The sequence below is a fragment of the Xanthomonas campestris pv. phormiicola genome (genome assembly GCA_025666215.1).
Classification (GTDB): domain Bacteria; phylum Pseudomonadota; class Gammaproteobacteria; order Xanthomonadales; family Xanthomonadaceae; genus Xanthomonas_A; species Xanthomonas_A campestris_A.
The window spans coordinates 2,930,308-2,954,838 of sequence record CP102593.1; the positions used below are offsets into that span (position 1 = coordinate 2,930,308).

The 24,531-nt window shown below is 69.5% G+C and carries 24 protein-coding genes; 13 read left to right on the top strand and 11 right to left on the bottom strand.

Annotation, left to right across the window (positions count from 1 at the left end):
• Positions 1 to 66: 66 nt before the first annotated feature.
• From NRY95_12075 to NRY95_12095, 5 genes are all read right to left on the bottom strand, one after another.
• Complete coding sequence (locus NRY95_12075; GenBank protein UYC14491.1) at positions 67 to 660, bottom strand: hypothetical protein; 594 nt, start codon at positions 658 to 660, stop codon at positions 67 to 69.
• Positions 661 to 1,313: 653 nt separating this feature from the next.
• The gene (locus NRY95_12080) at positions 1,314 to 1,604 is read right to left on the bottom strand and encodes a hypothetical protein (protein ID UYC14492.1); all 291 of its coding nucleotides are present in this window, start codon (positions 1,602 to 1,604) and stop codon (positions 1,314 to 1,316) included.
• A 42-nt stretch (positions 1,605 to 1,646) separates the two neighbouring features.
• Positions 1,647 to 1,901: a hypothetical protein gene (locus NRY95_12085; protein ID UYC14493.1), complete on the bottom strand. Its 255-nt coding sequence runs from the start codon at positions 1,899 to 1,901 to the stop codon at positions 1,647 to 1,649.
• A gap of 1 nt (position 1,902) precedes the next feature.
• Positions 1,903 to 3,762: a ferrous iron transporter B gene (locus NRY95_12090; GenBank protein UYC14494.1), complete on the bottom strand. Its 1,860-nt coding sequence runs from the start codon at positions 3,760 to 3,762 to the stop codon at positions 1,903 to 1,905.
• On the bottom strand, positions 3,759 to 4,010 hold the full coding sequence (locus tag NRY95_12095) for a ferrous iron transport protein A (protein UYC14495.1): 252 nt from the start codon (positions 4,008 to 4,010) through the stop codon (positions 3,759 to 3,761). Before NRY95_12095 ends, NRY95_12090 begins: the two co-directional genes overlap by 4 nt.
• 124 nt (positions 4,011 to 4,134) lie before the next feature.
• On the opposite strand from NRY95_12095, the gene NRY95_12100 reads away from it, so the two are divergent.
• The 6 genes from NRY95_12100 to NRY95_12125 all read left to right on the top strand — a co-directional run bounded on the left by NRY95_12100 (position 4,135) and on the right by NRY95_12125 (position 8,593).
• Positions 4,135 to 4,923, top strand: coding sequence for an enoyl-CoA hydratase-related protein (locus NRY95_12100; GenBank protein ID UYC14496.1), 789 nt, complete (start codon positions 4,135 to 4,137; stop codon positions 4,921 to 4,923).
• Entirely contained in the window at positions 4,920 to 5,321 is a 402-nt protein-coding gene (locus NRY95_12105; protein ID UYC14497.1) for a VOC family protein, read from the top strand. The genes NRY95_12100 and NRY95_12105 overlap by 4 nt, the downstream gene beginning before the upstream one ends.
• 177 nt (positions 5,322 to 5,498) lie before the next feature.
• Positions 5,499 to 6,392 (top strand): hydroxymethylglutaryl-CoA lyase, encoded by an 894-nt coding sequence (locus NRY95_12110; protein ID UYC14498.1) that lies wholly within the window; start codon positions 5,499 to 5,501, stop codon positions 6,390 to 6,392.
• Between the two features lie 357 nt (positions 6,393 to 6,749).
• Positions 6,750 to 7,520: an SDR family oxidoreductase gene (locus tag NRY95_12115; protein ID UYC14499.1), complete on the top strand. Its 771-nt coding sequence runs from the start codon at positions 6,750 to 6,752 to the stop codon at positions 7,518 to 7,520.
• Between the two features lie 115 nt (positions 7,521 to 7,635).
• Positions 7,636 to 8,202 (top strand): elongation factor P-like protein YeiP, encoded by a 567-nt coding sequence (gene yeiP, locus NRY95_12120; protein UYC14500.1) that lies wholly within the window; start codon positions 7,636 to 7,638, stop codon positions 8,200 to 8,202.
• Positions 8,203 to 8,224: 22 nt separating this feature from the next.
• Positions 8,225 to 8,593 carry a hypothetical protein gene (locus NRY95_12125; protein UYC14501.1) on the top strand — a complete coding sequence of 123 codons (369 nt, stop codon included), beginning with the start codon at positions 8,225 to 8,227 and terminating at the stop codon, positions 8,591 to 8,593.
• Positions 8,594 to 9,112: 519 nt separating this feature from the next.
• On the opposite strand, the gene NRY95_12130 is transcribed toward NRY95_12125, so the two are convergent.
• From NRY95_12130 to NRY95_12140, 3 genes are all read right to left on the bottom strand, one after another.
• The gene (locus NRY95_12130; protein ID UYC18576.1) at positions 9,113 to 11,014 is read right to left on the bottom strand and encodes a DUF4105 domain-containing protein; all 1,902 of its coding nucleotides are present in this window, start codon (positions 11,012 to 11,014) and stop codon (positions 9,113 to 9,115) included.
• A gap of 59 nt (positions 11,015 to 11,073) precedes the next feature.
• Entirely contained in the window at positions 11,074 to 11,391 is a 318-nt protein-coding gene (locus NRY95_12135) for a DUF2388 domain-containing protein (GenBank protein ID UYC14502.1), read from the bottom strand.
• A 117-nt stretch (positions 11,392 to 11,508) separates the two neighbouring features.
• Positions 11,509 to 12,897, bottom strand: a complete 1,389-nt coding sequence (locus NRY95_12140) for an FAD-binding oxidoreductase (protein ID UYC14503.1) — start codon at positions 12,895 to 12,897, stop codon at positions 11,509 to 11,511.
• A 314-nt stretch (positions 12,898 to 13,211) separates the two neighbouring features.
• Between NRY95_12140 and serA the strand changes: the two genes are divergently transcribed.
• On the top strand, positions 13,212 to 14,453 hold the full coding sequence (serA, locus tag NRY95_12145) for a phosphoglycerate dehydrogenase (GenBank protein UYC14504.1): 1,242 nt from the start codon (positions 13,212 to 13,214) through the stop codon (positions 14,451 to 14,453).
• A 209-nt stretch (positions 14,454 to 14,662) separates the two neighbouring features.
• Here serA and NRY95_12150 read toward each other — a convergent pair whose 3' ends face one another.
• Positions 14,663 to 14,938, bottom strand: coding sequence for a hypothetical protein (locus NRY95_12150; GenBank protein ID UYC14505.1), 276 nt, complete (start codon positions 14,936 to 14,938; stop codon positions 14,663 to 14,665).
• A gap of 115 nt (positions 14,939 to 15,053) precedes the next feature.
• Positions 15,054 to 15,605: an NUDIX hydrolase gene (locus tag NRY95_12155; GenBank protein ID UYC14506.1), complete on the bottom strand. Its 552-nt coding sequence runs from the start codon at positions 15,603 to 15,605 to the stop codon at positions 15,054 to 15,056.
• A gap of 169 nt (positions 15,606 to 15,774) precedes the next feature.
• On the opposite strand from NRY95_12155, the gene NRY95_12160 reads away from it, so the two are divergent.
• From NRY95_12160 to NRY95_12185, 6 genes are all read left to right on the top strand, one after another.
• Entirely contained in the window at positions 15,775 to 17,247 is a 1,473-nt protein-coding gene (locus tag NRY95_12160; protein ID UYC14507.1) for an amino acid permease, read from the top strand.
• A gap of 86 nt (positions 17,248 to 17,333) precedes the next feature.
• The gene (locus NRY95_12165) at positions 17,334 to 18,770 is read left to right on the top strand and encodes an amino acid permease (GenBank protein ID UYC14508.1); all 1,437 of its coding nucleotides are present in this window, start codon (positions 17,334 to 17,336) and stop codon (positions 18,768 to 18,770) included.
• 9 nt (positions 18,771 to 18,779) lie between these two features.
• Positions 18,780 to 19,421: a methylthioribulose 1-phosphate dehydratase gene (locus tag NRY95_12170; protein UYC14509.1), complete on the top strand. Its 642-nt coding sequence runs from the start codon at positions 18,780 to 18,782 to the stop codon at positions 19,419 to 19,421.
• Between the two features lie 105 nt (positions 19,422 to 19,526).
• Entirely contained in the window at positions 19,527 to 20,093 is a 567-nt protein-coding gene (locus tag NRY95_12175; protein UYC14510.1) for an acireductone dioxygenase, read from the top strand.
• 3 nt (positions 20,094 to 20,096) lie between these two features.
• The gene (gene mtnC / locus NRY95_12180; protein UYC14511.1) at positions 20,097 to 20,795 is read left to right on the top strand and encodes an acireductone synthase; all 699 of its coding nucleotides are present in this window, start codon (positions 20,097 to 20,099) and stop codon (positions 20,793 to 20,795) included.
• A 56-nt stretch (positions 20,796 to 20,851) separates the two neighbouring features.
• On the top strand, positions 20,852 to 21,844 hold the full coding sequence (locus NRY95_12185) for a C13 family peptidase (GenBank protein UYC14512.1): 993 nt from the start codon (positions 20,852 to 20,854) through the stop codon (positions 21,842 to 21,844).
• 1,062 nt (positions 21,845 to 22,906) lie between these two features.
• Here NRY95_12185 and NRY95_12190 read toward each other — a convergent pair.
• Positions 22,907 to 24,493: a calcineurin-like phosphoesterase family protein gene (locus NRY95_12190; GenBank protein ID UYC14513.1), complete on the bottom strand. Its 1,587-nt coding sequence runs from the start codon at positions 24,491 to 24,493 to the stop codon at positions 22,907 to 22,909.
• Positions 24,494 to 24,531 lie beyond the last annotated feature (38 nt).

Consider the following 24,531-nt stretch of genomic DNA (forward strand, 5'->3'; position numbering starts at 1 on the left):
ACCGGCACAACCCCGTACCTGCGCCAAAGCGCAAGCACGGGGAGCTTCCGCCATCGCGAGGTGCGCTTAGATGCGCTCGTAGTCGCAGGTGCTGCCGCGCCATTCCGGCAGATAACCCTGTCGGGAATAGGTGCCGCCGTTGTAGCGACAGGACCAACTGTAGCCACCTTCCCAGTTCGACGCCCAGCCCGCCGGACAGGACGACCGCAACGTGAGGTAATAATCCGGATCGCCACCGACCACGTTGACCGTGCCGACACGCTCGCTGAAGAGGATCGCAGCGCGGCCCTTCCAGCCCGGATTCGGAGAACAGGTCACGGTTTCCGAACGGACATTGCACGCCGACCACGAGTTATTGTAGCCGCCGTTGATTTCCATCGAACCGACCCGGGTGGGAACCGCCCATTTGATACCGATATTGAATCCACGGGTCACGCAAGTGCTGTGGCCCGTGGTCAGCGCCACCGAGCCGCAGGAACCACCCTGGTTGCTGAAGCAGTAATGCCAGTCCGATCCGTCGATATATTCAGAACGCTGCTGCTTGCCGATCCAGCCGCCGAATGTGGTTCTCAATTGCGTAGACGGATCTGCAGCGGCGACGCCACTGAACAACAACAGGACCAACGAGAACAAAATGACTTTGACCTTCAATCTCGACATATCACTCTCCCGAATAAACATTAATATAAAAAATAGTAGAAAAAATAACCTCACCGCGTCACACATACCGCCCCGCGATAACCCAACGAGACATCCGCGCATGGCGCCCGGATTATCTCAATGACGGTTACCGAGGAATCTCCCACCGGAGTTACGGTGCGCAGAGCCTACCCAGATAATGCTACATATTCGTGGCGCGAAAAATTAACATTGAAAATCCGAGCCAACCATATAAATATTATGCTATTGAAATAATCTGAAAATCGCGTTGACAGGCCCCGGGCTTGCGACCGACTGCCGGCGATCTCCGGCACGCCCTTTCCTCCCGACCGCATCCGAGCCTCGCGCGCTGTTTATCGCGCCGGCGCTGGAGCGCGGCGACGCTGCCGCTATGCGAACCCGTCCTGCGCTCGCGCGGACGTGGGCAGGCGTTTGCAGGACGCGATGTCGGCGGCCCAGGCCTCATGCCGCCACAGAGCGCTGCGCTCGCAGCCACCGCAGGCGCCGGCGCCGTCGCGGATGGCGCCGGGCAACGGTCCCGCGCGTGCCGGGATCAGGGCTGTGCGGCGGCTTCCAACAAGTGCCCCAGCGCGGCATGCGCATACGGACGCACATCCGAGATGGCGGGGAGTGCCGCCGCCGCTAACAGCGCCTCATCCAACTGCAGGATCGGGCCGCAGGCGATCGCGGTCTGCGCACCGAGGGAGGACAGGCGGCGCAGCACGGTCGACCGATAGCCCTGCCCCAGGTGAGCGGGTGCCGCCCTTGGCCGGCAATGGCGCTTCGGTGTCGAGGCGCGCGTGCAGCGGCACGCGGCCAGCCGCGACAGCGCGGAAATCGGCATCGGCGTGGCGCAATGCGTCGCGCTGCGGCGGCGCGAGCGCCTGCAGATCCAGGCCGAAGAAGGCGCCTGCCGGCGGCATCGACAGCGGCAGATCGCTCATGGCAGCAGGTTCTGGCTCATCCTTTGCGCCCGCCGCGGCGGCTCAGTGCCGGCGTGGCGGTGCCGGGCCGCAGCTGTCGCAGCCGCCGCACGCGCCGGCACCGGCGCTGGCCGCAGGCGCGAGCCTGCGGCCCATGGCCTGCAGCCAGGAAGCACGGCCCGGCTTGAGCAGGCGCAGGGCGATGGCGCCGCGCAGCTTGCGCGCGGTGCCGGGGAACTGCTTCTTCAGCACCACCCAGGCGCTGAGCAGGACCGCCAGTGCGATCACCAGGTACTGCAACAGCAGCGAAGCGCTCATCTCAGCCGGCTCCCAGCGCCACCGCGACCTGGTAGGTGACCAGCGAGGCTAGATACGCCAGCGCGAACAGGTAGAACGCGGCGAAGCTCATCTGCTTCCACGAGTTGGTCTCGCGCTTGATCGTGGCCAGGGTGGAAATGCACATCGGCGCGTAGATGTACCAGACCAGCAGCGACAGCGCGGTGGCCAGCGACCAACCGTCGCTGATCAGCGGCGACAACGCCTGCGCGGCGGCATCGTCGTCGGCCGCCGACAGCGCGTACACCGTCGCCAGCGACGCCACCGCCACTTCGCGCGCGGCCAGGCCGGGGATCAGCGCGATGCAGATCTGCCAGTTGAAGCCCAGCGGCGCGAACACCGTGGTCATCGCATGGCCGATGCGGCCGGCGAAGCTGTAGTCGATCGGCGGCAACGTGGCGTTGGCCGGCGCGGCCGGGAACGACAGCAGGAACCACAGCAGGATGGTCAGCGCCAGGATGATGCCGCCGACGCGCTTGAGGAAGATCGCCGCGCGCTCCCACAGGCCCAGCGCCAGGTCGCGCAGGTGCGGCACGCGGTACGAGGGCAATTCCAGCAGCAACGGGTGCTCGCCCTTGTCGCGGCGCCACTTCTTCATCGTCCACGACACCGCCAGCGCGCTGGCGATCGCGGCGAAATACAAGCCGAACAGCACCAGGCCCTGCTGGTTGAACACGCCCCAGACCTTCTGCTGCGGGATGAAGGCGCCGATCAGCAGCGCGTACACCGGCAGCCGCGCCGAGCAGGTCATCAGCGGCGCCACCAGGATCGTGGCCAGGCGGTCGCGCGGGTCCTGGATGCTGCGCGTGGACATGATCCCGGGCACCGCGCAGGCGAAGCTGGACAGCAGCGGGATGAACGAGCGCCCGGACAGCCCGGCCGCCGCCATCATCCGGTCGAGCAGGAACGCCGCGCGCGGCAGATAGCCGGATTCCTCCAGCGCCAGGATGAAGGCGAACAGGATCAGGATCTGCGGCAGGAAGATCACCACCCCGCCGAGGCCGGCGATGATGCCGTCGACCAGCAGGCTGTTGAGCGGCCCGGGCGGCAGCGTCGCGCCGACCCAGGCGCCGAGCGCCTTGCTGCCGCCGTCGATCAGGTCCATCAGCGGCGCGGCCCAGGCGTACACCGCCTGGAAGATCAGGAACATCACCAGCGCCAGAGTCAGCAGTCCGGCGACCGGATGCAGCAGCCAGCGGTCCAGTGCGTCGTCGATGCGCGAGGTGCGGGTCGGCATCGACACCGCCGCGGCGAGGATGCGCCGCACCTGCTGGTGGTAGTCGCCCTGCCCTTCGGCCGGCGCCACCGCCGGCGGCAGCGCCGGAGCCAGCGCATCGAGCCGCTCGACCAGCGCCCTGGCGCCGTTGCGGCGTACCGCCACGGTCTCGATCACCGGCACGCCGAGCGCGTCTTCCAGCGCCTGGCGGTCGATCTGGATGCCGCGGCGCTGCGCGGCATCGACCATGTTCAGCGCCACCAGCATCGGCTTGCCCAGCTCGCGCAACTCCAGCGCGAAGCGCAGGTGCAGGCGCAGGTTGGTGGCATCGACCACGCACACCAGCACGTCCGGCGCCGGCTCGCCCGGATAGAAGCCGCGGCACAGGTCGCGGGTGATCGCCTCGTCGAGGCTGGCCGGCTGCAGGCTGTAGGCGCCCGGCAGGTCGAGCACGGCGAAGTCGCGCCCGGACGGCGCGCGGAAGCGGCCTTCCTTGCGCTCGACGGTCACGCCGGCGTAGTTGGCCACCTTCTGTTTGCTGCCGGTGAGCTGGTTGAACAGCGCGGTCTTGCCGCAATTCGGGTTGCCGACCAGGGCCAGCCGCAGCGGGACGTGTTCTGCGCTCATGGTTGCGCCTCGGCGCCGACGCTGACCTGCACCCGCGCCGCTTCGCTGCGGCGCAGGGCGAAACGGGTATAGCCGACCTGCACCAGCAACGGCTCGCCGCCGACCGGACCGCTCGCCAGCACCTGCACCTGCTCGCCGGTAACGAAACCCAGCTCGCGCAGGCGGCGCGCGATGGCGTCGTTGGGCTGGCGCTCGTGCACGGTCTCCACGATGGCGGTGCTGCGCAACGGCATATCGGACAACGTCACGGAACGTTCCGTCGATAAGAATGGTTATCAATTGTAGCATCGCCGCAGCGCATGATGGCGCGGCCGGCGCGGCCCGCTATGATTCCCGTATGGCTGCCGTTATCCCTCCGCACGAGAACTGTCGATGAGCGATGCATTGCTGCTGGAGCGCTCAGGCAAGGTCCTGACGCTGCGGCTGAACCGACCGGAGGTGCGCAATGCTTTCGACGCCGCGCTGGTCGCGCAGCTGACCGAAGCGCTGCACCGGATCGGGGCCGACCCGAAGATCAAGGTGGTGGTGCTGGCCGGAGCCGGCGCTGCGTTCTCGGCCGGCGCCGACCTGCAGTGGATGCGTTCGATGGCGACCGCCAGCGAGGCGGACAACCTGGCCGATGCGCTGGCGCTGGCGCAGCTGATGCGCACCCTGGACGAACTGCCCAAGCCGACGGTAGCGCGGGTGCACGGCGCCACGTTCGGCGGTGCGGTCGGGCTGGTCGCCTGCTGCGACATCGCCGTGGCCTCCACCGATGCCCGCTTCGGGCTCAGCGAGAGCCGCCTGGGCCTGTTGCCGGCGGTGATCTCGCCGTACGTGATCGCCGCGATCGGCGCGCGCCAGGCGCGGCGCTGGTTCGCCAGCGCCGAGACGTTCGACGCGGCCACCGCCACCCAGATCGGCCTGGTGCACCAGACCGTGGCGCCGACCGCGCTGGACGCGGCGGTGCAGCGCCAGGTGGAACTGCTCGGCCAGGCCGGCCCGCTCGCCGCCGCCGGCGCCAAGGCGCTGGTGCGCCGGGTCGCCGCCGGCGGCGACAACGCCACCCTGGACCGCGACAACGCCGCACTGATCGCGCGGCTGCGGGTCTCGGCCGAAGGCCAGGAAGGCCTGAGCGCGTTCCTGGACAAGCGCGACCCGAACTGGCTGGGATTCTGGTGAGCCCGTTCGACCACATCGGCCTGCGCTGCGTCGACCTGCAGCGCAGCCTCGGCTTCTACCGCGCCGCACTGGCCACGCTCGGGCTGGACATCGTGATGGAGGTGAGCGCAGAACAGAGCGGCGATCGCCGCCACATCGGCTTCGGCCGCGACGGCAAGCCCAGCGTCTGGCTGACCGATGGCGCCGCCGGCGCCGGCGGCCAGCTGCATCTGGCCTTCGTCGCCGCCGACCGCGCCCAGGTGGATGCCTTCCATCGCGCCGGGCTGGCCGCCGGCGGTCGCGACAACGGCGCCCCAGGCCTGCGTCCGCACTACCACCCCAACTACTACGGCGCCTTCCTGCTGGATCCGGATGGACACAACCTCGAAGCCGTCTGCCAGCGGCCGGCGAGCGCCTGAGCGGCGCCCTGTGCCGGCGTTCGCAGGTCGCGCGGGCTGTGGCTTGCGCCGCTCGGCAACGGCAAGCAGCCGTTCACTCCAAGGAATGCATGTGACCGCCAATTCGCCGTTTCCGCCCCGCCCCGCGCGGCACATTCCGTCCGCGTGCGTGCGCGCGCCGCGCTGCAGGCAACGCCGATGAGCGACTTCGTCCGCCTGGTGGAAGTCGGGCCGCGCGACGGCCTGCAGAACGAGAAGGCCTGGGTCGCCACCGCCGACAAGATCGAGCTGATCGCGCAGCTGTCGCGCACCGGCCTGCGCAGCATCGAGGCGACCAGTTTCGTCAGTCCCAAATGGGTGCCGCAGCTGGCCGACGCGGCCGAGGTCTACGCCGGCATCGTACCGGCGCCCGGGGTGGACTACCCGGTGCTGGTGCCGAACCTGCAGGGTTACGAGCGCGCCGCGGCGGTCGGCGTGCGCGAGGTCGCGGTGTTCACCGCCGCTTCGGAAAGCTTCAACCGCACCAACACCAATGCCGGCATCGACGAATCGTTGGCGCGCTTCGCGCAGGTGCTGGCGCGCGCGGCCGCCGACGGGGTCAAGGTGCGCGGCTACGTCTCCACCGTGCTCGGCTGCCCCTACCAGGGCGCCGTGCCGCTGGCCGACGTGGTGCGGGTGGCGCGGCAGCTGCACGCGATGGGCTGCTACGAGATCTCGCTGGGCGACACCATCGGCGTCGGCACCCCGGGCAAGGCGCGGGCGATGCTGCGCGCGGTCGCCGCCGAGGTGCCGATGGCGGCGCTGGCGGTGCATTTCCACGACACCTACGGCCAGGCCCTGGCCAATATCGCCGCGTGCCTGGAGCAAGGCGTGCGCGTGGTCGATGCGGCGGTGTCCGGCGCCGGCGGCTGCCCGTACGCCAGGGGCGCCAGCGGCAACGTGGCCAGCGAGGATGTGGTCTACCTGCTGCACGGCAACGGCGTGACCACCGGCATCGACCTGCAGGCGCTGGCCGCGACTGGGCGCTGGCTGGCGCAGAGACTCGGCAGGCCGACCGGCAGCAAGGTCGGCCAGGCGTTGGCGACAGCGTAACCGCGGCCGACTCGCGCGCCGAGATCGGCGCACCGGCATGCCCAGCGATGCTGCGCCGGCAACGCCGTCCCGCGCCATTGCCGGGCGTGCAAGTCGAGGACATTCCAGGCCGGCTCGCACGGCACTGACGCGGACACGGGCGCCGACCGGCGGCGCATGTCCTCCTCGCGCGCACCGGCCGAACCGGGCGCGCCGTGGTTGACGTACTCGTCGCCGTGCAGGCAGGCAGGCGCGGCGAACGCGAAGCAAGATGCGCCTGCCAGGCCTGCCAAGCGCATCCACGCGCTCGCCGCCGCCAGCCGGGCAGCGGCGGCGGAGAGTCGGCTAAAATGCGCGCTTTCCTGGGAGGGAGCACCCATGCAGCTTGCCGATATCCGTGCGGTGGTCACCGGCGGCGTTTCCGGCCTCGGCCTGGCGGTCGCGCAGCGCATCGTCGCCGACGGCGGCAAGGTCACGCTGTTCGACCTCAACGACGACAAGGGCGCGGCCGCGGTCGCCGCGCTCGGCGCCGCGCAGGCGCGCTACTTCCGCACCGACGTCAGCGACGAGGCGCAGGTGGCATCGCAGCTGGGCGCGGCGCGCGAGTTCCTCGGCGGGCTCAACGCCGCGATCAACTGCGCCGGCATCCTCGGCGCCGGCCGCGTGCTCGGCAAGGAGGCGCCGATGGCGCTGGCCACCTTCCAGGGCACGGTGCTGGTCAACCTGGTCGGCAGCTTCAACGTCGCCAAGGCCGCCGCCGACCTGATGCAGCACAACGCGCCGGGCGAGGACGGCGAACGCGGCGCGATCGTCAACACCGCCAGCGTCGCCGCCTACGAAGGCCAGATCGGCCAGGCCGCGTACGCCGCCTCCAAGGGCGGCGTGGTGGCGATGACCTTGCCGATGGCGCGCGAACTGGCGCGCTTCGGCATCCGCGTCAACACCATCGCCCCGGGCATCTTCTGGACCCCGATGGTGGACGGCATGCCCGAGGCGGTGCAGCAGGCGCTGGCCGTCTCGATCCCGTTCCCGCCGCGGCTCGGCCGCCCCGAGGAATTCGCCGACACGGTGATGTTCCTGCTGCGCAACCGCTATCTCAACGGCGAGGTCATTCGCCTCGACGGCGCGGTGCGGTTGGCACCGAAGTAGCCGGGAATGGAGAATCGGGAATGGGGAATCGCAAAGCGCTCCCCTCCTCCGGATAATCGCTTTCCCGCTTTTGATTTTCCCATTCCCGATTCCCCATTCCCGACTCCCAGCCCCCATGAAAGCCAACGAAATCAAGAAAGGCAACGTCGTCGAGTACAGCAACGGCGTCTATCAGATCCGCGACATCGAACGCAGCTCGCCGCAGGGCCGCGGCGGCAACGTGCGCTTCCGCTTCGTGATGTACAGCGTGCCGGGCGGCAACAAGCTCGACGCCAGCTTCGACGGCGACGACGACCTGCGCGAAGTCGAGCTGACCCGCCACCAGGCCACGTTCTCGTACAAGGACGGCGAGGCGTTCGTGTTCCTGGACGACGAGGACTACACCCCGTACACGCTCGATGCCGACGTGATCGGCGACGACGCCGGCTACATCACCGAAGGCCTGAGCGGCATCTACGTGCAGGTCATCGACGACCAGCCGGTGGCGGTGCAGCTGCCGCAAAGCGTGACCCTGGAAGTGATCGAAACCCCGCCGGAGCTGAAAGGCGGCACCGCGACCAAGCGGCCGAAGCCGGCCAGGCTCAATACCGGGCTGGAGATCATGGTGCCGGAGTACATCGGCAACGGCGAGCGCGTGCTGGTCAACACCACCACCGGCGAGTTCGCCGGTCGCGCGGACTGAGTCCGTGCGGACGCGCCGCTGCATGGCGTTGGCCGTGCTGTTGATCCTGCCGGGTTTGGCGGTGGCCGCTGCTGCCAGGCCTGCGGTCGCGGCGCCGGCCAAGGCCGGCTGCGCGATCCCGGCGGAGGTGGATCCCGAGCACCACGCCGGCTTCTGCGCGCTGCCGCAGGAGCTCCGCGCCTTCGTCGCGCGCCAGGACGTCTGCAACCACTTCGCCGGCGAGGAACCCTACGATGCCGCGCGCCGCCGCGAGCTGGACAAGGCGATGGCGAAGTACTGCGACGGCAACGAGGCGACCTGGGCCAGGCTACGGGCGCAGTATCGCCACGACCCGGTACGCGATGCCTGGTTGAACCGCTACGGCGAGGATGTCGGCCTCGATTTGCCGTAGCGGCGTTGACTAGTTTGGACAACGGACGCTGGCGACCTTGGGCCATCAAGCGCGACGAGCGAAGCTGCGAGCCCGATTCCTTCTCTCCTCGGGACCGCAGCCCCTTTTTCGGAGAAAGGTGCCCCGCAGGGGCGGACGAGATACAACAGCCAGTGAGGCGATTGCGCGTGCGCCGGACCCTCACCCCAGCCCCGCTCCCGACGGGAGAGGGGCTGGTGCATCGCTCGCCAGGTCACGCTGTGGAGGCGCGCACCAGGTGTGTGGGATCTTGCAGTCGGGGCTGGAGCCCCTCCCACAGTGCACCCAATCAGCTCGCTGCAAGTCCTTGTGGGAGCGACTTCAGGGCACCTCTAATAACCCCAAAAAACTCGACTAAAACGCTCGCAAGTCATTGATGCGCATAGTGCGAAATTTTTAGAATCGAGGTTATTAGAGGTGCCCTTCAGTCGCGACGAACGAAGCGGTGCGCTGGCGGGCTTCGACCTTCGGCCTGCGGAAATCGGACCACTTTCCGACGGATCACTGCCCATCCGGAGGTTGCAGCAGCGACGGCGTACTCAACTGCAGTCCGCCGCTGTCGCGATTGAGATCGCGCAGCCGCGCGCCCAATGTCGCCAGATTCGTATCGATCTGCCGCAGTTCCGCACGCAGCGGCGGCGGCAGCAAGGCGTGCAGGCGCGCCTGCAGCGCAGCGCCGTCGCCGCGCAGCGCGTCGATCCGCGCTTGTCCCTGCTGCTGCAGCCAAGCGCGCTCCTGCGCCTGCGGCAATCCATAGCCGGGCTGGCCCTGCAGCAGCGTCGACGGCTGGCTCAACAGGCCTTGCTGCGCCAGCACCGCGCGCACTGCCGCGGCGGCATCCTGAGTTTCGGCACCCGTCGCGTCAGCGGCCATCGCGGCGGCAGCCGCACCGACACCGGCATCGACGCCGAAGCCGGCCGTCTTCGCCGCAGGCAGATGCGCCCGGGCCAGATAGCGCCGCTTCAACGCATCGCGGCCGCGCTGCTCCTGGCGCCGGCGCGCGGCGTTCTCCAGCAGCAGCAGTGCGGCGCTCGCACGCAGGTCGCCACGCTGCAGCCAGGGCGCGCGCTGCGCCGCCGGCAGGTCCAGCCAGGTTTCCACGCTGCGCGCCGGCAGTGCCAGCTGCGCGCGCGCGACCGCGAACATCGCCGCGTAGTGCGCGCTCGCCGGCGCGAAGTAATAGCCCTGGCGTGAAGCGGCGTCGGCATCGTCCAGCACCGCGGTGTCGGCGATGCCGGCGCGGCCCAGGCGCCGCAGCAGGCCTGTCGGGCTGATCCCGGCCAGGCGCGCGCCGGCCAGCCGCGGCACGCCGTCGTGCAGCAGCTTGTAGGTTTCCACCGCGCAGTTGTTGCTGAGGAAGTAATAGCGCCCGTCGTAGCTCCAGTGCAGCTGCGCGGCGCGCTCGAGCAAGGCCGCGATCTCGTCCGCGGTCAGCCGCAGCGGAATCGACTGCAGGCCGCGCAGCTGCACCTGGGTATAGTCGTCCACCACCTGCCGCAGCGGCAGCACGAACAGCCGCGACGGATACGAACCGGTCAGGCCGCGCACGTTGGAGATCTGCACGTCGTCGACGAAGGCGCGGAACGACAGCACCTTGTGATACGCCAGGTCCAGGCGGCAGTCGGGACCGGGCGGACGCCCCGGCGCGCAGATCACCAGCCGCAGCATGCTGTGGCCCCAATGGCTCATCGGCTGCGCGTTGCCCTCGGCCAGCAGGTAGTCCACCGCGTAGACCCGTGCCGGATCCAGTTGCAGCAGCGCCGCCTCGTCGGCCAGCGGATCCTGCAGATAGGCCAGGCCGGGGGCGCAGGCGCTCGCCGGGGGCGACCAGGCCAGGCGCTGCGCGAAATACCGTGCCAGCGCCGGGCGCCGGCAGGCGTAGTCCGGATCGAGCAGGAAGTGCTCCAGGTTGACCGCGACGAATTCCGCCGGCGACGCCAGTTCGTAGCGGTCCGGGCTGCGCTCGCTGAAGGCGTTGCGGTCCACGCGCAGGCCCAGCCGCATCGGGCTGACCTGCCAGCCGGCCAGATCCAGCAGGCGCGGATCGGACGACAGCCGGCCCGCCGCGGAACGGTCGTAGAAATGCGCCAGTTCGTGCAGCAGCGCGGCGACCGCCGGACGCCTCGCCGGGTCGGCGTCGCCGTCGGCGGCACCGGCGGCAGGCGGCGCCAGCCACGCGCGCAGCAAGGCCTTGTTCAACAACAGGTGCCGCGCCTGCGCCCTGCCGTGCACCTGCTCGGGCAGGTCGTCACGCCATTGCAGGGTCAGCGGGACGGCGATCGCCGCGGCCCAGGCCGGCGGCAGCGTCGGCAGCGTCGCGTCGAGCAGGGCCTGGCTGGCCGCGCGTTCGGAAGCGCTCAATCCGCGCGCATCGACCCGCAACTGCAAGGCCTGCGCGGGCATTGCGCAAGCCAGCCACAGCGGCGCCAGCCAGGCCAGCCGGCGCAGCGGCCGGCGCGGCGTCACAGCGCCAGGATGGCCTGCGCCAGTTGCAGGTCGCTGGCCTGCCGCGCCTGCGGGTTGCGCTCACGCAGCACGCGCAGCGCCGCTTCCAGCTGCACGCCGCGGAGGCGGCCGGCGCTGGCGACGAAGCCGGCCGCGTCGTCGCGCGCCTGCAAGACCAGCTTGTCGTTGCCGGAGCTGCTGTCCGAGGACGCCGAACTGCCGGCCGACCCGGCCGAGGCGGAACCGGCGGAACTGCCGGCGAAGCTGGATGCCTGCGCGAACGCGGGGACGGTCAGGATCAACAACAGGGCGCAGCGCGCGGTCACTCGGTTCATCGCATCGGTTCCAACGGGATCGGGAAAGAGAAGCGGCCGGGCCGCGTCGGCATAGCCTAGCCGGCCGCCGCCGCGAGCGCCAACCGCGGCGCCATGGCGCGCGCGGCGCGTGCGGCTCTAGGGATCGAACAGCTTGCCCGGATTGAGCAGCCCGGCCGGATCGAACACGCGCTTGACCGCGCGCATCAGCGCGATCTCCTCGGCGCTGCGGGTGCTGTCCAGGTACGGCTTCTTGACCAGGCCGATGCCGTGCTCGGCGGAGATGCTGCCGCCATGCTGCGCCAGCACCTGCGCCAGCAGCTTGGTGACCTGCTCGCAGGCGGCGATGAAGTCGGCGTCGGCGGTGGTGTCGGGCTTGAGCACGTTGATGTGCAGGTTGCCGTCGCCGATATGGCCGAACCAGACCACGTCGAATTGCGGATAGGCCTCGCCGAGCAGCGCCTGGGTCTGCGCCAGGAACGCCGGCATCGCCGAGATCCGCACCGACACGTCGTTCTTGTACGGCTTGTAGCGCGCCACCGCCTCGGTGATGCCTTCGCGCAGGCGCCACAGCTGCGCCGCCTGCGCATCGCTCTGGCTGATCACCCCGTCCAGCACCCAGCCCTGCTCCATGCACGCCTCGAACGCGGCCAGCGCCGCGGCTTCCTGCGCCTCGTCGCCGCTGGCGTACTCGGTGACCACGTAGTACGGATAGACGCTGTCGAACGGCGCCTGCGCGCCGTGCGCCAGCACATGTTCCAGCGCGCGGTCGGTGAAGAATTCGAACGCTTCCAGTTGCAGGCGGCCGCGGAACGCAGCGAACACCTGCATCAGCACTTCGAACGACGGCAGCGCTAGCAGCATCACGTTGCTCGGCGGCGGCGGATCGGTCAGCCGCAGCGTGGCCTCCACGACGATGCCGAGCGTGCCTTCCGAGCCGATCAGCAGCTGGCGGAAATCGTAGCCGCTGGAGTTCTTGATCAGCCCGCGGTTGAGTTCGAGCAGCTCGCCGCTGCCGGTCACCACCTTGAGCCCGGCGATCCACTCGCGGGTATTGCCGTAGCGGATCACGCGGATGCCGCCGGCATTGGTGGCGATGTTGCCGCCGATCGAACACGAGCCACGCGCGGCGAAGTCCACCGGGTACACCAGCCCGTGCTCGCGCGCCGCGTTGTGCACCGCCTCCAGCGGCATGCCGGCCTGCACGGTGAGGGTGCGATCGACCGCATCGAACGCCAGCGCCTTGTTCATCCGCTCCAGGCTCAGCACCAGTTCGCCGTGCGCGGCCACCGCGCCGCCGGACAGGCCGGTGCGGCCGCCGGAGGGCACCACCGCCACCGCGTGCTCGTTGGCCCAGCGCAGCACCGCCTGCACCTCGTCCACCGTCGCCGGCAACGCGATCGCCAGCGGCGCCGGCGTCCAGCGCCGGGTCCAGTCGCGACCGTAGTGCTCCAGGTCGGCGGGGTCGGTCTTCAGGCGCAGTCCGGGAACGGCGTGCGTCAGGGCGTCCAGGCGCGGGTCGGTCATGGGTCGGGATCGGGCGAAGGCAAGCATTCAAGCCTGCCAGCGTTGGGTAGCGGCGTCTAGGTGGTGCGGGACTCGGGACTCGGGACTGGGGACTGGGGACTCGGAAGAGCCGGGCCATCGGCATGAAGCGAGAGGGCAACGTCAGACCCAGGCTCTCTGCGAGTCCCGAGTCCCGAGTCCCGGGTCCCGAACAGATGCAACTGAAACCTTTGCCGGCGTTGCGTCTGCGCGCCCCCGGCATCCCATTGCGTCGCACCAAAACGCGGACGCATCTGGCATAGTGACCGACCCTTCCGCCTCGCCTCGCCGCCGCAATGTCGCCCAAGAAAACCTCGTTTCCGAAGCAGGATATCCGCGTGCTGCTGCTCGAAGGCATCAGCCAGACCGCCATCGACGTGTTCCGCGCGGCCGGCTATTCGCAGATCGAACTGCATGCCAAATCGCTGCCGGAGGAGGAACTGAAGGCGCGCATCGCCGAGGCGCACATCGTCGGCATCCGCTCGCGCACCCAGCTCAGCGCCGAGGTGCTGGCGCAGGCCAAGCGCCTGATCGCGGTCGGCTGTTTCTGCATCGGCACCAACCAGGTGGACCTGGACGCGGCCGAACTGGCCGGCATCCCGGTGTTCAATGCGCCCTACTCCAACACCCGCAGCGTCGCCGAGCTGGTCATCGCCGAGGCGATCCTGCTGCTGCGCGGCATTCCGCAGAAGAACGCCGAATGCCACCGCGGCGGCTGGTCGAAGTCGGCCGCCGGCAGCCACGAGACCCGCGGCAAGGTGCTGGGCATCGTCGGCTACGGACATATCGGCACCCAGGTCGGCGTGCTCGCCGAAGCGCTGGGCATGCAGGTGATCTTCCACGACATCGAGGCCAAGCTGTCGCTGGGCAACGCGCGCGCGGCGACCGACCTGGACGACCTGCTGGCGCGCTCGGACGTGGTGACCCTGCACGTGCCGGAGACGCCGTCGACCAAGGACATGATCGGCGCGGCGCAGATCGCGCAGATGAAGCCCGGCGCGCACCTGATCAACGCCTCGCGCGGCACCGTCATCGACATCGCCGCGCTGGACGCGGCATTGACCTCCGGCCACATCGGCGGCGCGGCGGTGGACGTGTTCCCGGTCGAGCCGAAGGGCAACGGCGACGTGTTCGAATCGCCGCTGGCCGCGCACGACAACGTGATCCTGACCCCGCACGTCGGCGGCAGCACGCTGGAAGCGCAGGACAACATCGGCGTGGAAGTGGCGGCCAAGCTGGTGCGCTACAGCGACAACGGCAGCACCCTGTCGGCGGTGAACTTCCCCGAGGTCACCCTGCCCGAGCACGCCGAGAGCCTGCGCCTGCTGCACATCCACCGCAACGTGCCGGGCGTGCTGTCGCAGATCAACGAACTGTTCTCGCGCCACAACGTCAACATCGACGGCCAGTTCCTGCGCACCGACCCCAAGGTCGGCTACGTGGTGATCGACGTCGCCGCCAGCGAGGAACTGGCGGGCGTGCTGAAGGACGAACTGGGGCAGATCGCCGGCACCTTGCGCACGCGGATTCTTTACTGAGCGGGACTCGGGACCCGGGACTCGGGACCCGGAAGAGCGCGGCGGCGCTGGCTAGCCAGCTCTCCGATTGCGATCGGCTTGGATTGATTGCGGTGGCGCAAACACACGACAGCACGAGAGCCGGAAACGGGCGCGGCCAAGCGGATCGCGCAACCAGCGCTGTTCCGGGTCCCGAGTCCCCAGTCCCGAGTCCCGGCATCACCCGTCCCTCAGGGCTGCAATTCGCCGCGCAACCCTTGGCTCAACAGATAGTCGTCGGCCTTCAGGTACCAGCGCTCCGGGCCGGTGGTGACCGCCTCCATGTACAGGCCGGCGCCGTCCTCGCGCGGCGGGCGCTGCAGGCTGACGATCGCCACGCCATGCGGCGGCCCGCTCAACGCCAGCAGCGCCCGTTGCACGGTGCGCGCCAGGTCGGCCGAGTCCATCCGGTCGTCGAGCGGGCGGAAGGCCAGGCGGTAGGTGAACGAAGCGGCGGCGCGGGACATGGGCAGGGACAGGCAACGGGCGCCCAAGGGTACCCAATCCCGCCATGCCCGCCCAGCCGGCGGCGGGCGTCCAGCGCGCGCAGCGGCCGGCCCGGCAGCGCCCGCCACCGCTGCATCAGCGCTCGCCGTGCGCCAGCCACTTGCCGGCCATGCGCCGCAGCGATGGATCCAGGTCCGGCTCGGCCAGCAGCTCGGCGATCGGGCGCCAGGCCAGGGCCAGCGATTCGGCGCTGACCGCGAACGCCTCGTCGGCGCCGGCGCGCACCACGTAGCGCGCATCGAAATGCCAGTGCCCCGGCACGTCCTGGCGCTCGGGGATCCAGTGCCGGTCCAGGTCGAACAGCGCGCCGTCCTGCAACGCCAGCCCGGACAGCCCGGATTCCTCTTCGGCCTCCTTCAGCGCCACCAGCGCCAGGTCGCGGTCGCCATCGGCATGCCCGCCCAGTTGCAGCCAGCGATGCAGCTTGCGGTGGTGGGTCAGCAGGGTGCGGGTGCCGTCGGCGCTGACCAGCCAGGCCGACCCGGTGAAATGGCCGTCCAGGCGCGCGCGCACGAACGGGTCCTGCGCATCGTCGAGCAACGCCAGGAATTGCGCAGCAACGTCGGCCTCCTGCGGCCAACGGGCGGCATAGGCCTGCAACTGGCGGCGCAGGGAGAGGTCCGGCATGGGGGGTTCTCGCGATCGGGGACGGCCATTATCGCCGCCGACGGTGCGCCGCGGCTTGTGGCGGCCGTCCGGCTTTGGCATGGTACGACGCTTGCGTGGCCTGCTTGGGCCTAGCGCACCATCGTTACCGGGGCACTACGGCCCCGATCGCCACCGGGGAATGCACCGCATGCTGAAGTCGCTGTTGAGGGTCAAGCCAATCGAGCCTGCCGGCCACGTCGATGCCGGCGAACCGTTCGAAGGCAGCCTGGAAGGCGAAGCCACGCTGAAACGGACCCTCACCGCCAAGCACCTGATCATGCTCGGCATCGGGGCGGTGATCGGCGCGGGCATCTTCGTGCTGACCGGCCAGGCCGCAGCCAACCACGCCGGCCCCGCGGTGATGCTCTCGTTCGTGTTCGCCGGCATCGCCTGCGCCTTCGCCGGCCTGTGCTACGCCGAGTTCGCGGCGATGATGCCGGTCTCCGGCAGCGCCTACTCCTACTCCTACACCACCCTGGGCGAAGGCGTGGCCTGGTTCATCGGCTGGTGCCTGGTGCTGGAATACCTGTTCGCCGGCTCCAGCGTCGCGGTCGGCTGGTCGGCCTACCTGATCAGCTTCCTGACCGGCACCCTGGGGCTGCCGTTCCCGGCGGAGCTGGCCGGTGCGCCACTGGCCTGGAACGGCCACGCCTTCGTCGCCTCCGGCGGCATCGTCAACCTGCCGGCGGTGCTGATCGTGGTCGCGGTCAGCGCGCTGTGCTACGTCGGCGCCACCCAGTCGGCGTTCGCCAACGCCATCGTGGTGGCGATCAAGATCCTGGTGATCTGCCTGTTCGTCGGCTTCGGCGTGTCCCATGTCGACCCGGCCAACTGGCATCCGTTCATCCCCGAGAACACCGGGCCGGGCCAATTCGGCTGGAGCGGCGTGTTCCGCGCCGCCTCGATCGTGTTCTTCTCCTACATCGGCTTCGACGCGGTCTCCACCTCGGCCGGCGAGACCAAGGATCCGCAGCGCAACATGCCGATCGGCATCCTGGTGTCGCTGGCGGTGTGCACGGTCATCTACATCATCGTCTGCGCGGTGCTGACCGGCCTGCTGCCCTACACCCAGCTCGGCACCGCCAAGCCGGTGGCCACCGCGCTGGAGCACTACCCGACCCTGGCCTGGCTGAAGACCGCGGTGGAGATCGGCGCCATCGCCGGCCTGTCCTCGGTGGTGCTGGTGATGCTGATGGCGCAGCCGCGCATCTTCTACACCATGTCCCGCGACGGCCTGCTGCCGAAGCTGTTCGGCAAGGTGCACCGGAAATTCCACACGCCTTACGTCGGCACCCTCTTCGTCGGCGCGGTCGCCGCGCTGCTGGCCGGGCTGATCCCGCTGGACGTGCTCGGCGAACTGGTGTCGATGGGCACCCTGCTCGCCTTCGCCACGGTCTGCGTCGGGGTGATGGTGCTGCGCTTCACCAAGCCGGACCTGCCGCGCCCGTTCCGGGTGCCGTTCGCGATGCTGATCTGCCCGCTCGGCGCGCTGGCCTGCCTGTTCCTGTTCCTGCAGGCCTTCCAGGAACACTGGAAGGTGTTCGTCGGCTGGACCGTGATCGGCCTGTTCATCTATTTCGGCTACGGCATCCGCCACAGCCGCCTGGCTACAAAGGCCTGATTCTCCCCCCCGAAGACCGGCGCCTGCGCCGGTCTTCGGGTTCGTCCCTTCGTCCATCGCGCGCAGCGCCAGGCTGGAACCGCTCCATGTTCAAACAACTCTGGGCCACCAAACACCCCCATGCCGCCCACGAGGACGCCGGCGGCCTGGGCCTGCAGCGTGCGCTCGGACCCTGGGGCCTGACCGCGCTGGGCATCGGCGCGGTGATCGGCGGCGGCATCTTCGTCATCACCGGCCAGGCCGCGGCCAACCATGCCGGCCCGGCGATCATGCTGTCGTTCGTGCTGGCCGCGCTGTGCTGCACGTTCTGCGCGCTGGCCTACGCCGAATTCGCGGCGATGGTGCCGGTGTCCGGCAGCGCCTACACCTATACCTACGCCACCTTCGGCGAGCTGGCGGCGTGGTTCATCGGCTGGATGCTGGTGCTGGAATACGGCGTGTCGGCCTCGGCGGTGGCGGTGAGCTGGACCGGCTATTTCCTGAGCCTGCTCGACCATTTCGGCATCCACCTGCCGGCGGCGCTGGTCAACGCGCCGCTGGACGGCAAGCTGCAGCGCACCGGCGCGATCGCCAACCTGCCCGCCGCCGGCATCGTGCTGCTGCTGACCTGGCTGTGCTACGTCGGCATCCGCAAGTCCTCGGCGATGAACATGGCGATGGTGGTACTCAAGACCGGGCTGATCCTGCTGGTGATCGCGGCCGGCTGGAAGTACGTGGACACGGCCAACTGGCACCCGTTCATCCCTGCCAACCAAGGCCCGGGCAAGTACGGCATGGAAGGCGTGCTGCGCGGCGCGGCGATGGTGTTCTTCGCCTACATCGGCTTCGAGGCGGTGTCGGTGGCGGCGCAGGAATCGCACCGGCCGCAGCGCGACCTGCCGATCGGCATGATCCTGTCGCTGCTGGTCTGCACCGTGCTGTACATCGCCATGGCGGCGGTGATGACCGGGCTGGTGCCCTACACCCAACTGGGCACCGACGAGCCGGTGGTGACCGCGGTGGCCGCGCATCCGCAGCTGGCCTGGCTGCGGGTGGTGGTGGAGATCGGCGCACTGATCGGCCTGTCCTCGGTGGTGCTGGTGATGATCATCGGCCAGCCGCGGATCTTCATGATCATCGCCCGCGACGGCTTGCTGCCTCCGCTGTTCACCAAGATCCATCCCAAGTACCGCACCCCGCACATCAATACGGTGATCACCGGCATCGGCATCGCGCTGCTGGCGGCGCTGTTCCCGCTGGACGTGCTCGGCGAGCTGACCTCGATGGGCACGCTGATCGCCTTCGCCGCGGTCTGCGCCGGGGTGCTGATCCTGCGCCGCACCCAGCCGGACCTGCCGCGCCCGTTCCGCATCCCGTTCGCCTGGCCGATCTGCATCGCTGGCGTGCTCAGCTGCCTGGCGCTGCTGTCGGCGATGACCGCGCACAACTGGCTGCTGATGGCCGGCTGGACCGTGCTCGGCCTGCTGATCTATTTCGGCTACGGCTTCCGCCACAGCCGTCTGCGTGCCACACAGGCTCGCTAGAATAGGGGCATGAACGCACAGCCCTACGATACCGAACGCCTGCGCACGCTGGCGCACCTGCTGATCGACAACATCCGCGAACTGTCGGCGGCCGGCTGGACCCCGGCCACCAGCAGCAACTTCTCGCACCGGCTCGACCACGCGCATGCCGCGATCACCGTGTCCGGCCGCGACAAGGGCCGGCTGGTCGAGGCCGACATCATGGTGGTGGACTTCGACGGCAAGGCGGTCGGCAGCGATCACCGGCCCTCGGCCGAGACCCTGCTGCACACCCAGCTGTACCGCCGTTTCCCGCAGGTCGGCTGCGTGCTGCACACGCATTCGCCGGTGCAGACCATCGCCTCGCGGCTGTATGCCGATGCCGGCCACGTGCGCCTGGAAGGCTACGAGTTGCTGAAGGCGCTGCATGGCAACCAGACCCACGAGACCGCAGTGGACCTGCCGGTGTTCGCCAACACCCAGGACATGACCGTGCTGGCCGCGCAGGTGGACGCGCTGCTGGACCGTGCCCCGCTGTGGGGCTACCTGATCGACGGGCATGGCCTTTACGCCTGGGGCCGCGACATGGCCGAGGCGCGCCGCCACCTGGAAGCGATCGAATTCCTGCTGCATTGCGAGCTGGAACTGCGCAAGCTGCGCGCAGCGGGCTGAGCCCCGGCGCACAGCGCCGGTGCGACAGCGTTCCAGCGCCGCAACGGCGGCTACCCCGCCAGCTGCTACCCTTTTCTCCCCTCCACGACGCCCTCGCCCGCCGCCATGAGCCGACTCCGCATCTTCGCCGAAACCACTCCCGACGCGCCGCTGTTCGACAGCCGCGATGGCGACGCGATCGCCGCCGAGCTGCGCAAGATCGGCGTCACCTTCGAGCGCTGGCAGGCCGACCAGCCGATCGAGGCCGGCGCCACCGCGGAGGCGGTGATGGCCGCCTACAGGACCGACATCGACCGGCTGGTGGCCGCGCACGGCTTCAAGACCGTGGACGTGGTCAGCATCGCCCCGGACCACCCGCAGCGCGAGGAGATGCGCAAGAAGTTCCTCGAGGAGCATTTCCACAAGGAAGACGAAGTGCGGTTCTTCGTCGCCGGCTCGGGCCTGTTCACCCTGCACGTGGACGGCAAGGTCTACGAGATCGAATGCGTGCAGAACGACCTGATCGCGGTGCCGGACGGCACCCACCACTGGTTCGACATGGGCCCGGAGCCGCGCTTCGTGGCGATCCGCTTCTTCACCGAGCCGGACGGCTGGGTCGGCCACTTCACCGGCACCGACATCGCCCAGCGCTTCCCGCGCTACGAAGCGGCGCTGCGCGGCGAGGCGAGCTGAGCGATGGGCGCCCCCCGCGTGATCGTGACCGACATCGAAGGCACCACCAGCAGCATCTCCTTCGTCAAGGACGTGCTGTTCCCCTACGCGCGCCGCGCCCTGCCCGACTTCGTCCGCGCGCACGGCCAGCAACCGCAGGTGCGGCAATGGCTGGACGCGGTGGCGAGCGAATCCGGCGGCATCTGCAGCGACGCGGTGATCGTGGAGACGCTGCAGGGCTGGATCGACCAGGACCGCAAGCACACCGCGCTGAAGGCGCTGCAGGGCATGATCTGGGAGGCCGGCTACCGCGACGCCGACTTCGCCGCGCACATCTATCCCGACGCCGCGCCGGCGCTGCGCCGCTGGCATGCCGACGGCCACCCGCTGTACGTGTACTCGTCCGGCTCGGTGCCGGCGCAGAAACTGTTCTTCGGCCATAGCGACGCCGGCGACCTGAGCGGGCTGTTCTCCGGCTGGTTCGACACCGAGGTCGGCGCCAAGCGCGAGGCGGCCAGCTATGCGCGCATCGCCGAGGCCACCGGCGCGCCGGCCGCGCAGATCGTGTTCCTGTCCGACGTGGTCGCCGAACTCGATGCCGCGCGCGCGGCCGGGCTGGACACGGTGCTGGTCGACCGCCGCCAGGACTACCCCGAGCCGCGCCTGGGCGCTGCCTGCAACGGCCACCGGCGCGTGGAGAGTTTCGCCGAGCTGGCGTTCTGAGCTTCGCGGCACCCGCTGCGCGTTAGCGCTTCCTTCCCCTGCCGCCTCCGCCGCCCATGCCCCCGTTCCTGCGCAGCATCCGCATGCCGCACCGCCGCCTGGCCCTGGCCATGCTGCTGGCGCTGCTGCTGCCCGCCTGCCATGCGGATGCCGGCGCGGCGCAGGCGCAGGCCGATGCGGCGGTGCCGGTCGATCCGATCGACCAGGCGCAACTGCGCAAGGCGCTGGACGCGCTGCAGCCGCAGCAGCCGGGCGTGAGCGACCTGTACGTGGTCGGCTTCGCCGGTGACGCCAGCGAGGACGTGTTCCGCAACGAGACCCTGTACCTGCGCCAGCTGTTCGCGCAGCGCTTCGACGCGGCGGGGCGCATCGTCACCCTGATCAACCACGCCGACAATCTCGGCGCCCACGCCTACGCACCGCAGGCCTCCTACGACAACCTGGCCGACACGCTGCAGCGGATCGGCCAGCTGATGGACCGGCGCGAGGACGCGCTGCTGCTGTTCCTGACCAGCCACGGCACCGAGCAGCACGAGCTGTATGTGCAGTTCGGCCCCGGCGAGGATGCCGACTACGACACCATCACCCCCAAGGACCTGCGCGGGCTGCTCGACGATGCCGGCATCCGCAACCGGGTGATCGTGCTGTCGGCCTGCTACTCGGGCGGCTTCGTGCCGGCGTTGAAGAGCCCGGACACGCTGATCATCACCGCCGCGCGCCGCGACCGGCCCTCGTTCGGCTGCGGCAATACCGCCAGCGCGACCTATTTCGGCCGCGCATGGCTGATCGACGCGCTGGCCCGCACCACCGATTTCGTCGAGAGCTATCGCCTGGCCACGGCCGAGATCAGCGCGCGCGAACAGGCCGAAGGCGAAGCGCCGTCGTATCCGCAGCTGTACGTGGGCGCGCGCATCGCGCCGCTGCTGCAGCGCTGGCGCGCGCAGCTGCAGCCGGTCGCGGCGCCGGCGTATCCCTATCCGGAACCTGAGGCACAGACGCAGACGACGGCAACGCCAGATAAGGCGGCCGACGCCAAGGCCAGGCAATAACCAAGCCGGACAAGGCGTCGGATCCGGATGCCGATGACGAAGCCGGGACGGCGGGTTCGGCGCGCACGACAGCACCCGAAAGGAGGGCGAGGTGGCTTCGCCCCAAACCGCGCTCTCCCACAGGGACTTGCTCAGGTCGCCGGGGAACGGGGCTTGAGTGCGGCAATGGGCATCGCCCTGCGCGGTCGTGCGCAGCATGGGCGTCGCCGCGCAAGACGATCCGACAACGTACGCAGTGCGGCATCGAGCGCATGTCTTGCGTGCGCCGCCTCGCGAGGAAATGCGAGTGAGTCGCGTTTGATCGCCGAGTCGTGGCGCTCGCTAGACTTGGCCCCGCAGCAAGCCCGCCAGCCCTACGCCAGCCAGCTGCGCCCGATCCTTCCGCCCGCTCGCCTTCGCTCGCCAGCCAGGATCACCTGCGTTCGCCGGCCTCCCTCGTGGAGGCGGTTTTGTTTTGGGGGTTGGCGCACGCTTTGCGCTGCGCTTGTCGCCATTGATCGCGCCAGGCGATCCGGCGCTGTTGCCACATTGGTCGGCGCACCGCATCACGTCAGGCTCGACCGTATCCGCAACCTGCGACCTCCCCGTGTATTCGTCGCGGTTGAAACCATTCCTGCGGGGACTTGTGGCGGGCTGGCCAGGTGCAGCCTCCGCCCCGACAGCTCGCAGCGACCGCCGGCACACCTGCTGCGGCTGTGGCGGTTGCAACCGATCCTGCATGGACGGCCGGCACATGCAGCGTGCGCGCGGCGCCGAATGCCTGTCGCCATCGGCTCCGGACTGCGTCCGAAGACTGCAGACTTCCCGCTGCGTTCGTCGCGACTGAAGTCGCTCCCACACGTGGCTTCGGAGTGCTGGTCGGCGCACTGCAGGCAAGGCTTCAGCCCCGACCGTTTGCCTGCGGAGCCGATCAGTTCGCCGGCTCGTTCGTCGCGGCTGAACCGCCTACGAAGGCGCGCCTCCGCGGGTCGGGCGCATGGTGGGAGGGACTTCAGTCCCGACGCGGGAAGGCGAACGCGAGCGGCTTTGCCGGACAGGAAACCGATCGCATCAACGCGCCGCTCAGGGCGTCGCGTCCTGCAGGCGATAGCCGGTGCTGGCGCGCTGCTCGCCGCGCCAGCGGTCGAAGGCGCGGACCTCGATGCGGTGCGCGCCGGCGGCCAGGTCGGTCGGCAGGGCGCCGCGCCACAGATGCTGCGACGGGATCGCTTCCGGCGAGCGGTCATAGCCGCGCAGCGTCTCGGCGGCATCGTCACGGGCGTTCTCGGCGAGCAGGTCCGGATCCGGCTGCTGCACGCGCAGCATCGGCTTCCATGCGCCATCGTCGATGCGGTACTCCACGCGGCTGTCGTCCTGGCCCATGAACACGTTCGCGTACACCGCCCAGGCCGGATACGCGCCGCGGCGCAACAGCTTGGGCGCATGCAACTGCATCTGCGGATCGCCGTCCGCGCGCGCGGCATGATAGGCCAGCGCATAGTCGCCGCCCCGCTTCACCGTCAGCACCGCATAGCCGTTGGGGGTGCCGTCGGCCATCGTCGCCACCGGCAGGCCGTCGGCGTCCTTTACGCCGGACCAGAATGCGCCGCATGCGGCGCCGACGTTGTATTCGTGCAGCGGCGTCGCGCCCTGCCAGCCATCGGCCGCGGTGTAGTAGACGTGCCGCTGGGTATGGCTGTGCCCGGTGAGTACCAGCACGTGCGGGAAGTCCTTCAGCAACGCGAACAGTCGCGCGCGGTCGGCATGGCGGAAGGTCTCCTTGCCGGGAATCGCATCGAACAGATGGATGTGCATGCCGAGCACCAACAACCGCTGCTTCGGCAATGCCGCCAGGTAAGCCTGCAGAAACGCGAACTGGTCCTCGCGCAGGCCGCCGATGTATTGGGACTGCTGCTGCGGCTGGTAGATCACGTCGTCGAGGAACACGAAGCTGGCGCCGCCCTCCTCCACCGCGTAGGTATCGGGACCGTAGGTCGCGCGCCAGGTGGACAGCGACCCGGCATCGTCGGCCGCATCGAAATTCAGGTCGTGATTGCCGGGCACATGGAACCACGCCACGCCGAGCTTGGCGGTTTCGGCGTTCAAGGCCGGGTACAGCGACAGGTCGTCGCTGACCACGTCGCCCAGCGTGGTGCCCAGGCGCGCGTGGGTCTTCCCGAGCAGCGGAGCGACGATGTCGCGCGCGTAGTAGCCGACATCGGTCGCCGAGGCGGTCTGAGTGTCGGCGAACACCAAGACCTCGGTGCTGGCCGCGGCCGGCTGCGCGCGTAGTGCGAAATCCCAGCCACTGGTGGCGCCGGTGGTCGCCGCGATGCCCGGATATTTGAGCGCAGGCGACCCCGCCGGCGCGTAGTGCCGCCAGTACGCCGGCAGGCCGTTGCCGGCGCTGGCGAAGGCGTAGCCGTCGGGCTTGATCACGAACACCGTGCGCCCCGGCTCTACTTCGAGGCGGTAGCGACCCTGCGCGTCGGTACGCACGATGTGCACGCCGTCGGACACCTGCACGCCGGCGATGCCGCGCTCGCCGTTGCCGCGACCGGCGTGGCCGTCGCGTTCCTGGTAGACGCTGCCGCTGATCGTCGCCGTCTGCGCCAGACCGGGCGCCGCGGCAGTCAACAGGCAGGTAAGCACGACGGCGCGCAGCAGCATGCGGGAAATCCGGCAATCGAAAGAAGACGCGATTGTAG

Excerpts from the sequence above, each read along its gene's own strand:
- serA (UYC14504.1), top strand. The coding sequence starts at position 13,212 with ATGTCGCCCAAGAAAACCTCGTTTCCGAAGCAGGATATCCGCGTGCTG.
- NRY95_12185 (UYC14512.1), top strand. The coding sequence starts at position 20,852 with ATGCCCCCGTTCCTGCGCAGCATCCGCATGCCGCACCGCCGCCTGGCC.
- NRY95_12175 (UYC14510.1), top strand. The coding sequence starts at position 19,527 with ATGAGCCGACTCCGCATCTTCGCCGAAACCACTCCCGACGCGCCGCTG.
- NRY95_12125 (UYC14501.1), top strand. The coding sequence starts at position 8,225 with ATGGCGTTGGCCGTGCTGTTGATCCTGCCGGGTTTGGCGGTGGCCGCT.
- NRY95_12090 (UYC14494.1), bottom strand. The coding sequence starts at position 3,762 with ATGAGCGCAGAACACGTCCCGCTGCGGCTGGCCCTGGTCGGCAACCCG.
- NRY95_12110 (UYC14498.1), top strand. The coding sequence starts at position 5,499 with ATGAGCGACTTCGTCCGCCTGGTGGAAGTCGGGCCGCGCGACGGCCTG.
- NRY95_12135 (UYC14502.1), bottom strand. The coding sequence starts at position 11,391 with ATGAACCGAGTGACCGCGCGCTGCGCCCTGTTGTTGATCCTGACCGTC.
- NRY95_12160 (UYC14507.1), top strand. The coding sequence starts at position 15,775 with ATGCTGAAGTCGCTGTTGAGGGTCAAGCCAATCGAGCCTGCCGGCCAC.
- NRY95_12150 (UYC14505.1), bottom strand. The coding sequence starts at position 14,938 with ATGTCCCGCGCCGCCGCTTCGTTCACCTACCGCCTGGCCTTCCGCCCG.
- NRY95_12140 (UYC14503.1), bottom strand. The coding sequence starts at position 12,897 with ATGACCGACCCGCGCCTGGACGCCCTGACGCACGCCGTTCCCGGACTG.
- NRY95_12080 (UYC14492.1), bottom strand. The coding sequence starts at position 1,604 with ATGAGCGATCTGCCGCTGTCGATGCCGCCGGCAGGCGCCTTCTTCGGC.
- NRY95_12115 (UYC14499.1), top strand. The coding sequence starts at position 6,750 with ATGCAGCTTGCCGATATCCGTGCGGTGGTCACCGGCGGCGTTTCCGGC.
- NRY95_12190 (UYC14513.1), bottom strand. The coding sequence starts at position 24,493 with ATGCTGCTGCGCGCCGTCGTGCTTACCTGCCTGTTGACTGCCGCGGCG.
- NRY95_12130 (UYC18576.1), bottom strand. The coding sequence starts at position 11,014 with ATGCCCGCGCAGGCCTTGCAGTTGCGGGTCGATGCGCGCGGATTGAGC.
- NRY95_12165 (UYC14508.1), top strand. The coding sequence starts at position 17,334 with ATGTTCAAACAACTCTGGGCCACCAAACACCCCCATGCCGCCCACGAG.
- NRY95_12170 (UYC14509.1), top strand. The coding sequence starts at position 18,780 with ATGAACGCACAGCCCTACGATACCGAACGCCTGCGCACGCTGGCGCAC.
- NRY95_12100 (UYC14496.1), top strand. The coding sequence starts at position 4,135 with ATGAGCGATGCATTGCTGCTGGAGCGCTCAGGCAAGGTCCTGACGCTG.
- mtnC (UYC14511.1), top strand. The coding sequence starts at position 20,097 with ATGGGCGCCCCCCGCGTGATCGTGACCGACATCGAAGGCACCACCAGC.
- NRY95_12085 (UYC14493.1), bottom strand. The coding sequence starts at position 1,901 with ATGAGCGCTTCGCTGCTGTTGCAGTACCTGGTGATCGCACTGGCGGTC.
- NRY95_12155 (UYC14506.1), bottom strand. The coding sequence starts at position 15,605 with ATGCCGGACCTCTCCCTGCGCCGCCAGTTGCAGGCCTATGCCGCCCGT.
- NRY95_12075 (UYC14491.1), bottom strand. The coding sequence starts at position 660 with ATGTCGAGATTGAAGGTCAAAGTCATTTTGTTCTCGTTGGTCCTGTTG.
- yeiP (UYC14500.1), top strand. The coding sequence starts at position 7,636 with ATGAAAGCCAACGAAATCAAGAAAGGCAACGTCGTCGAGTACAGCAAC.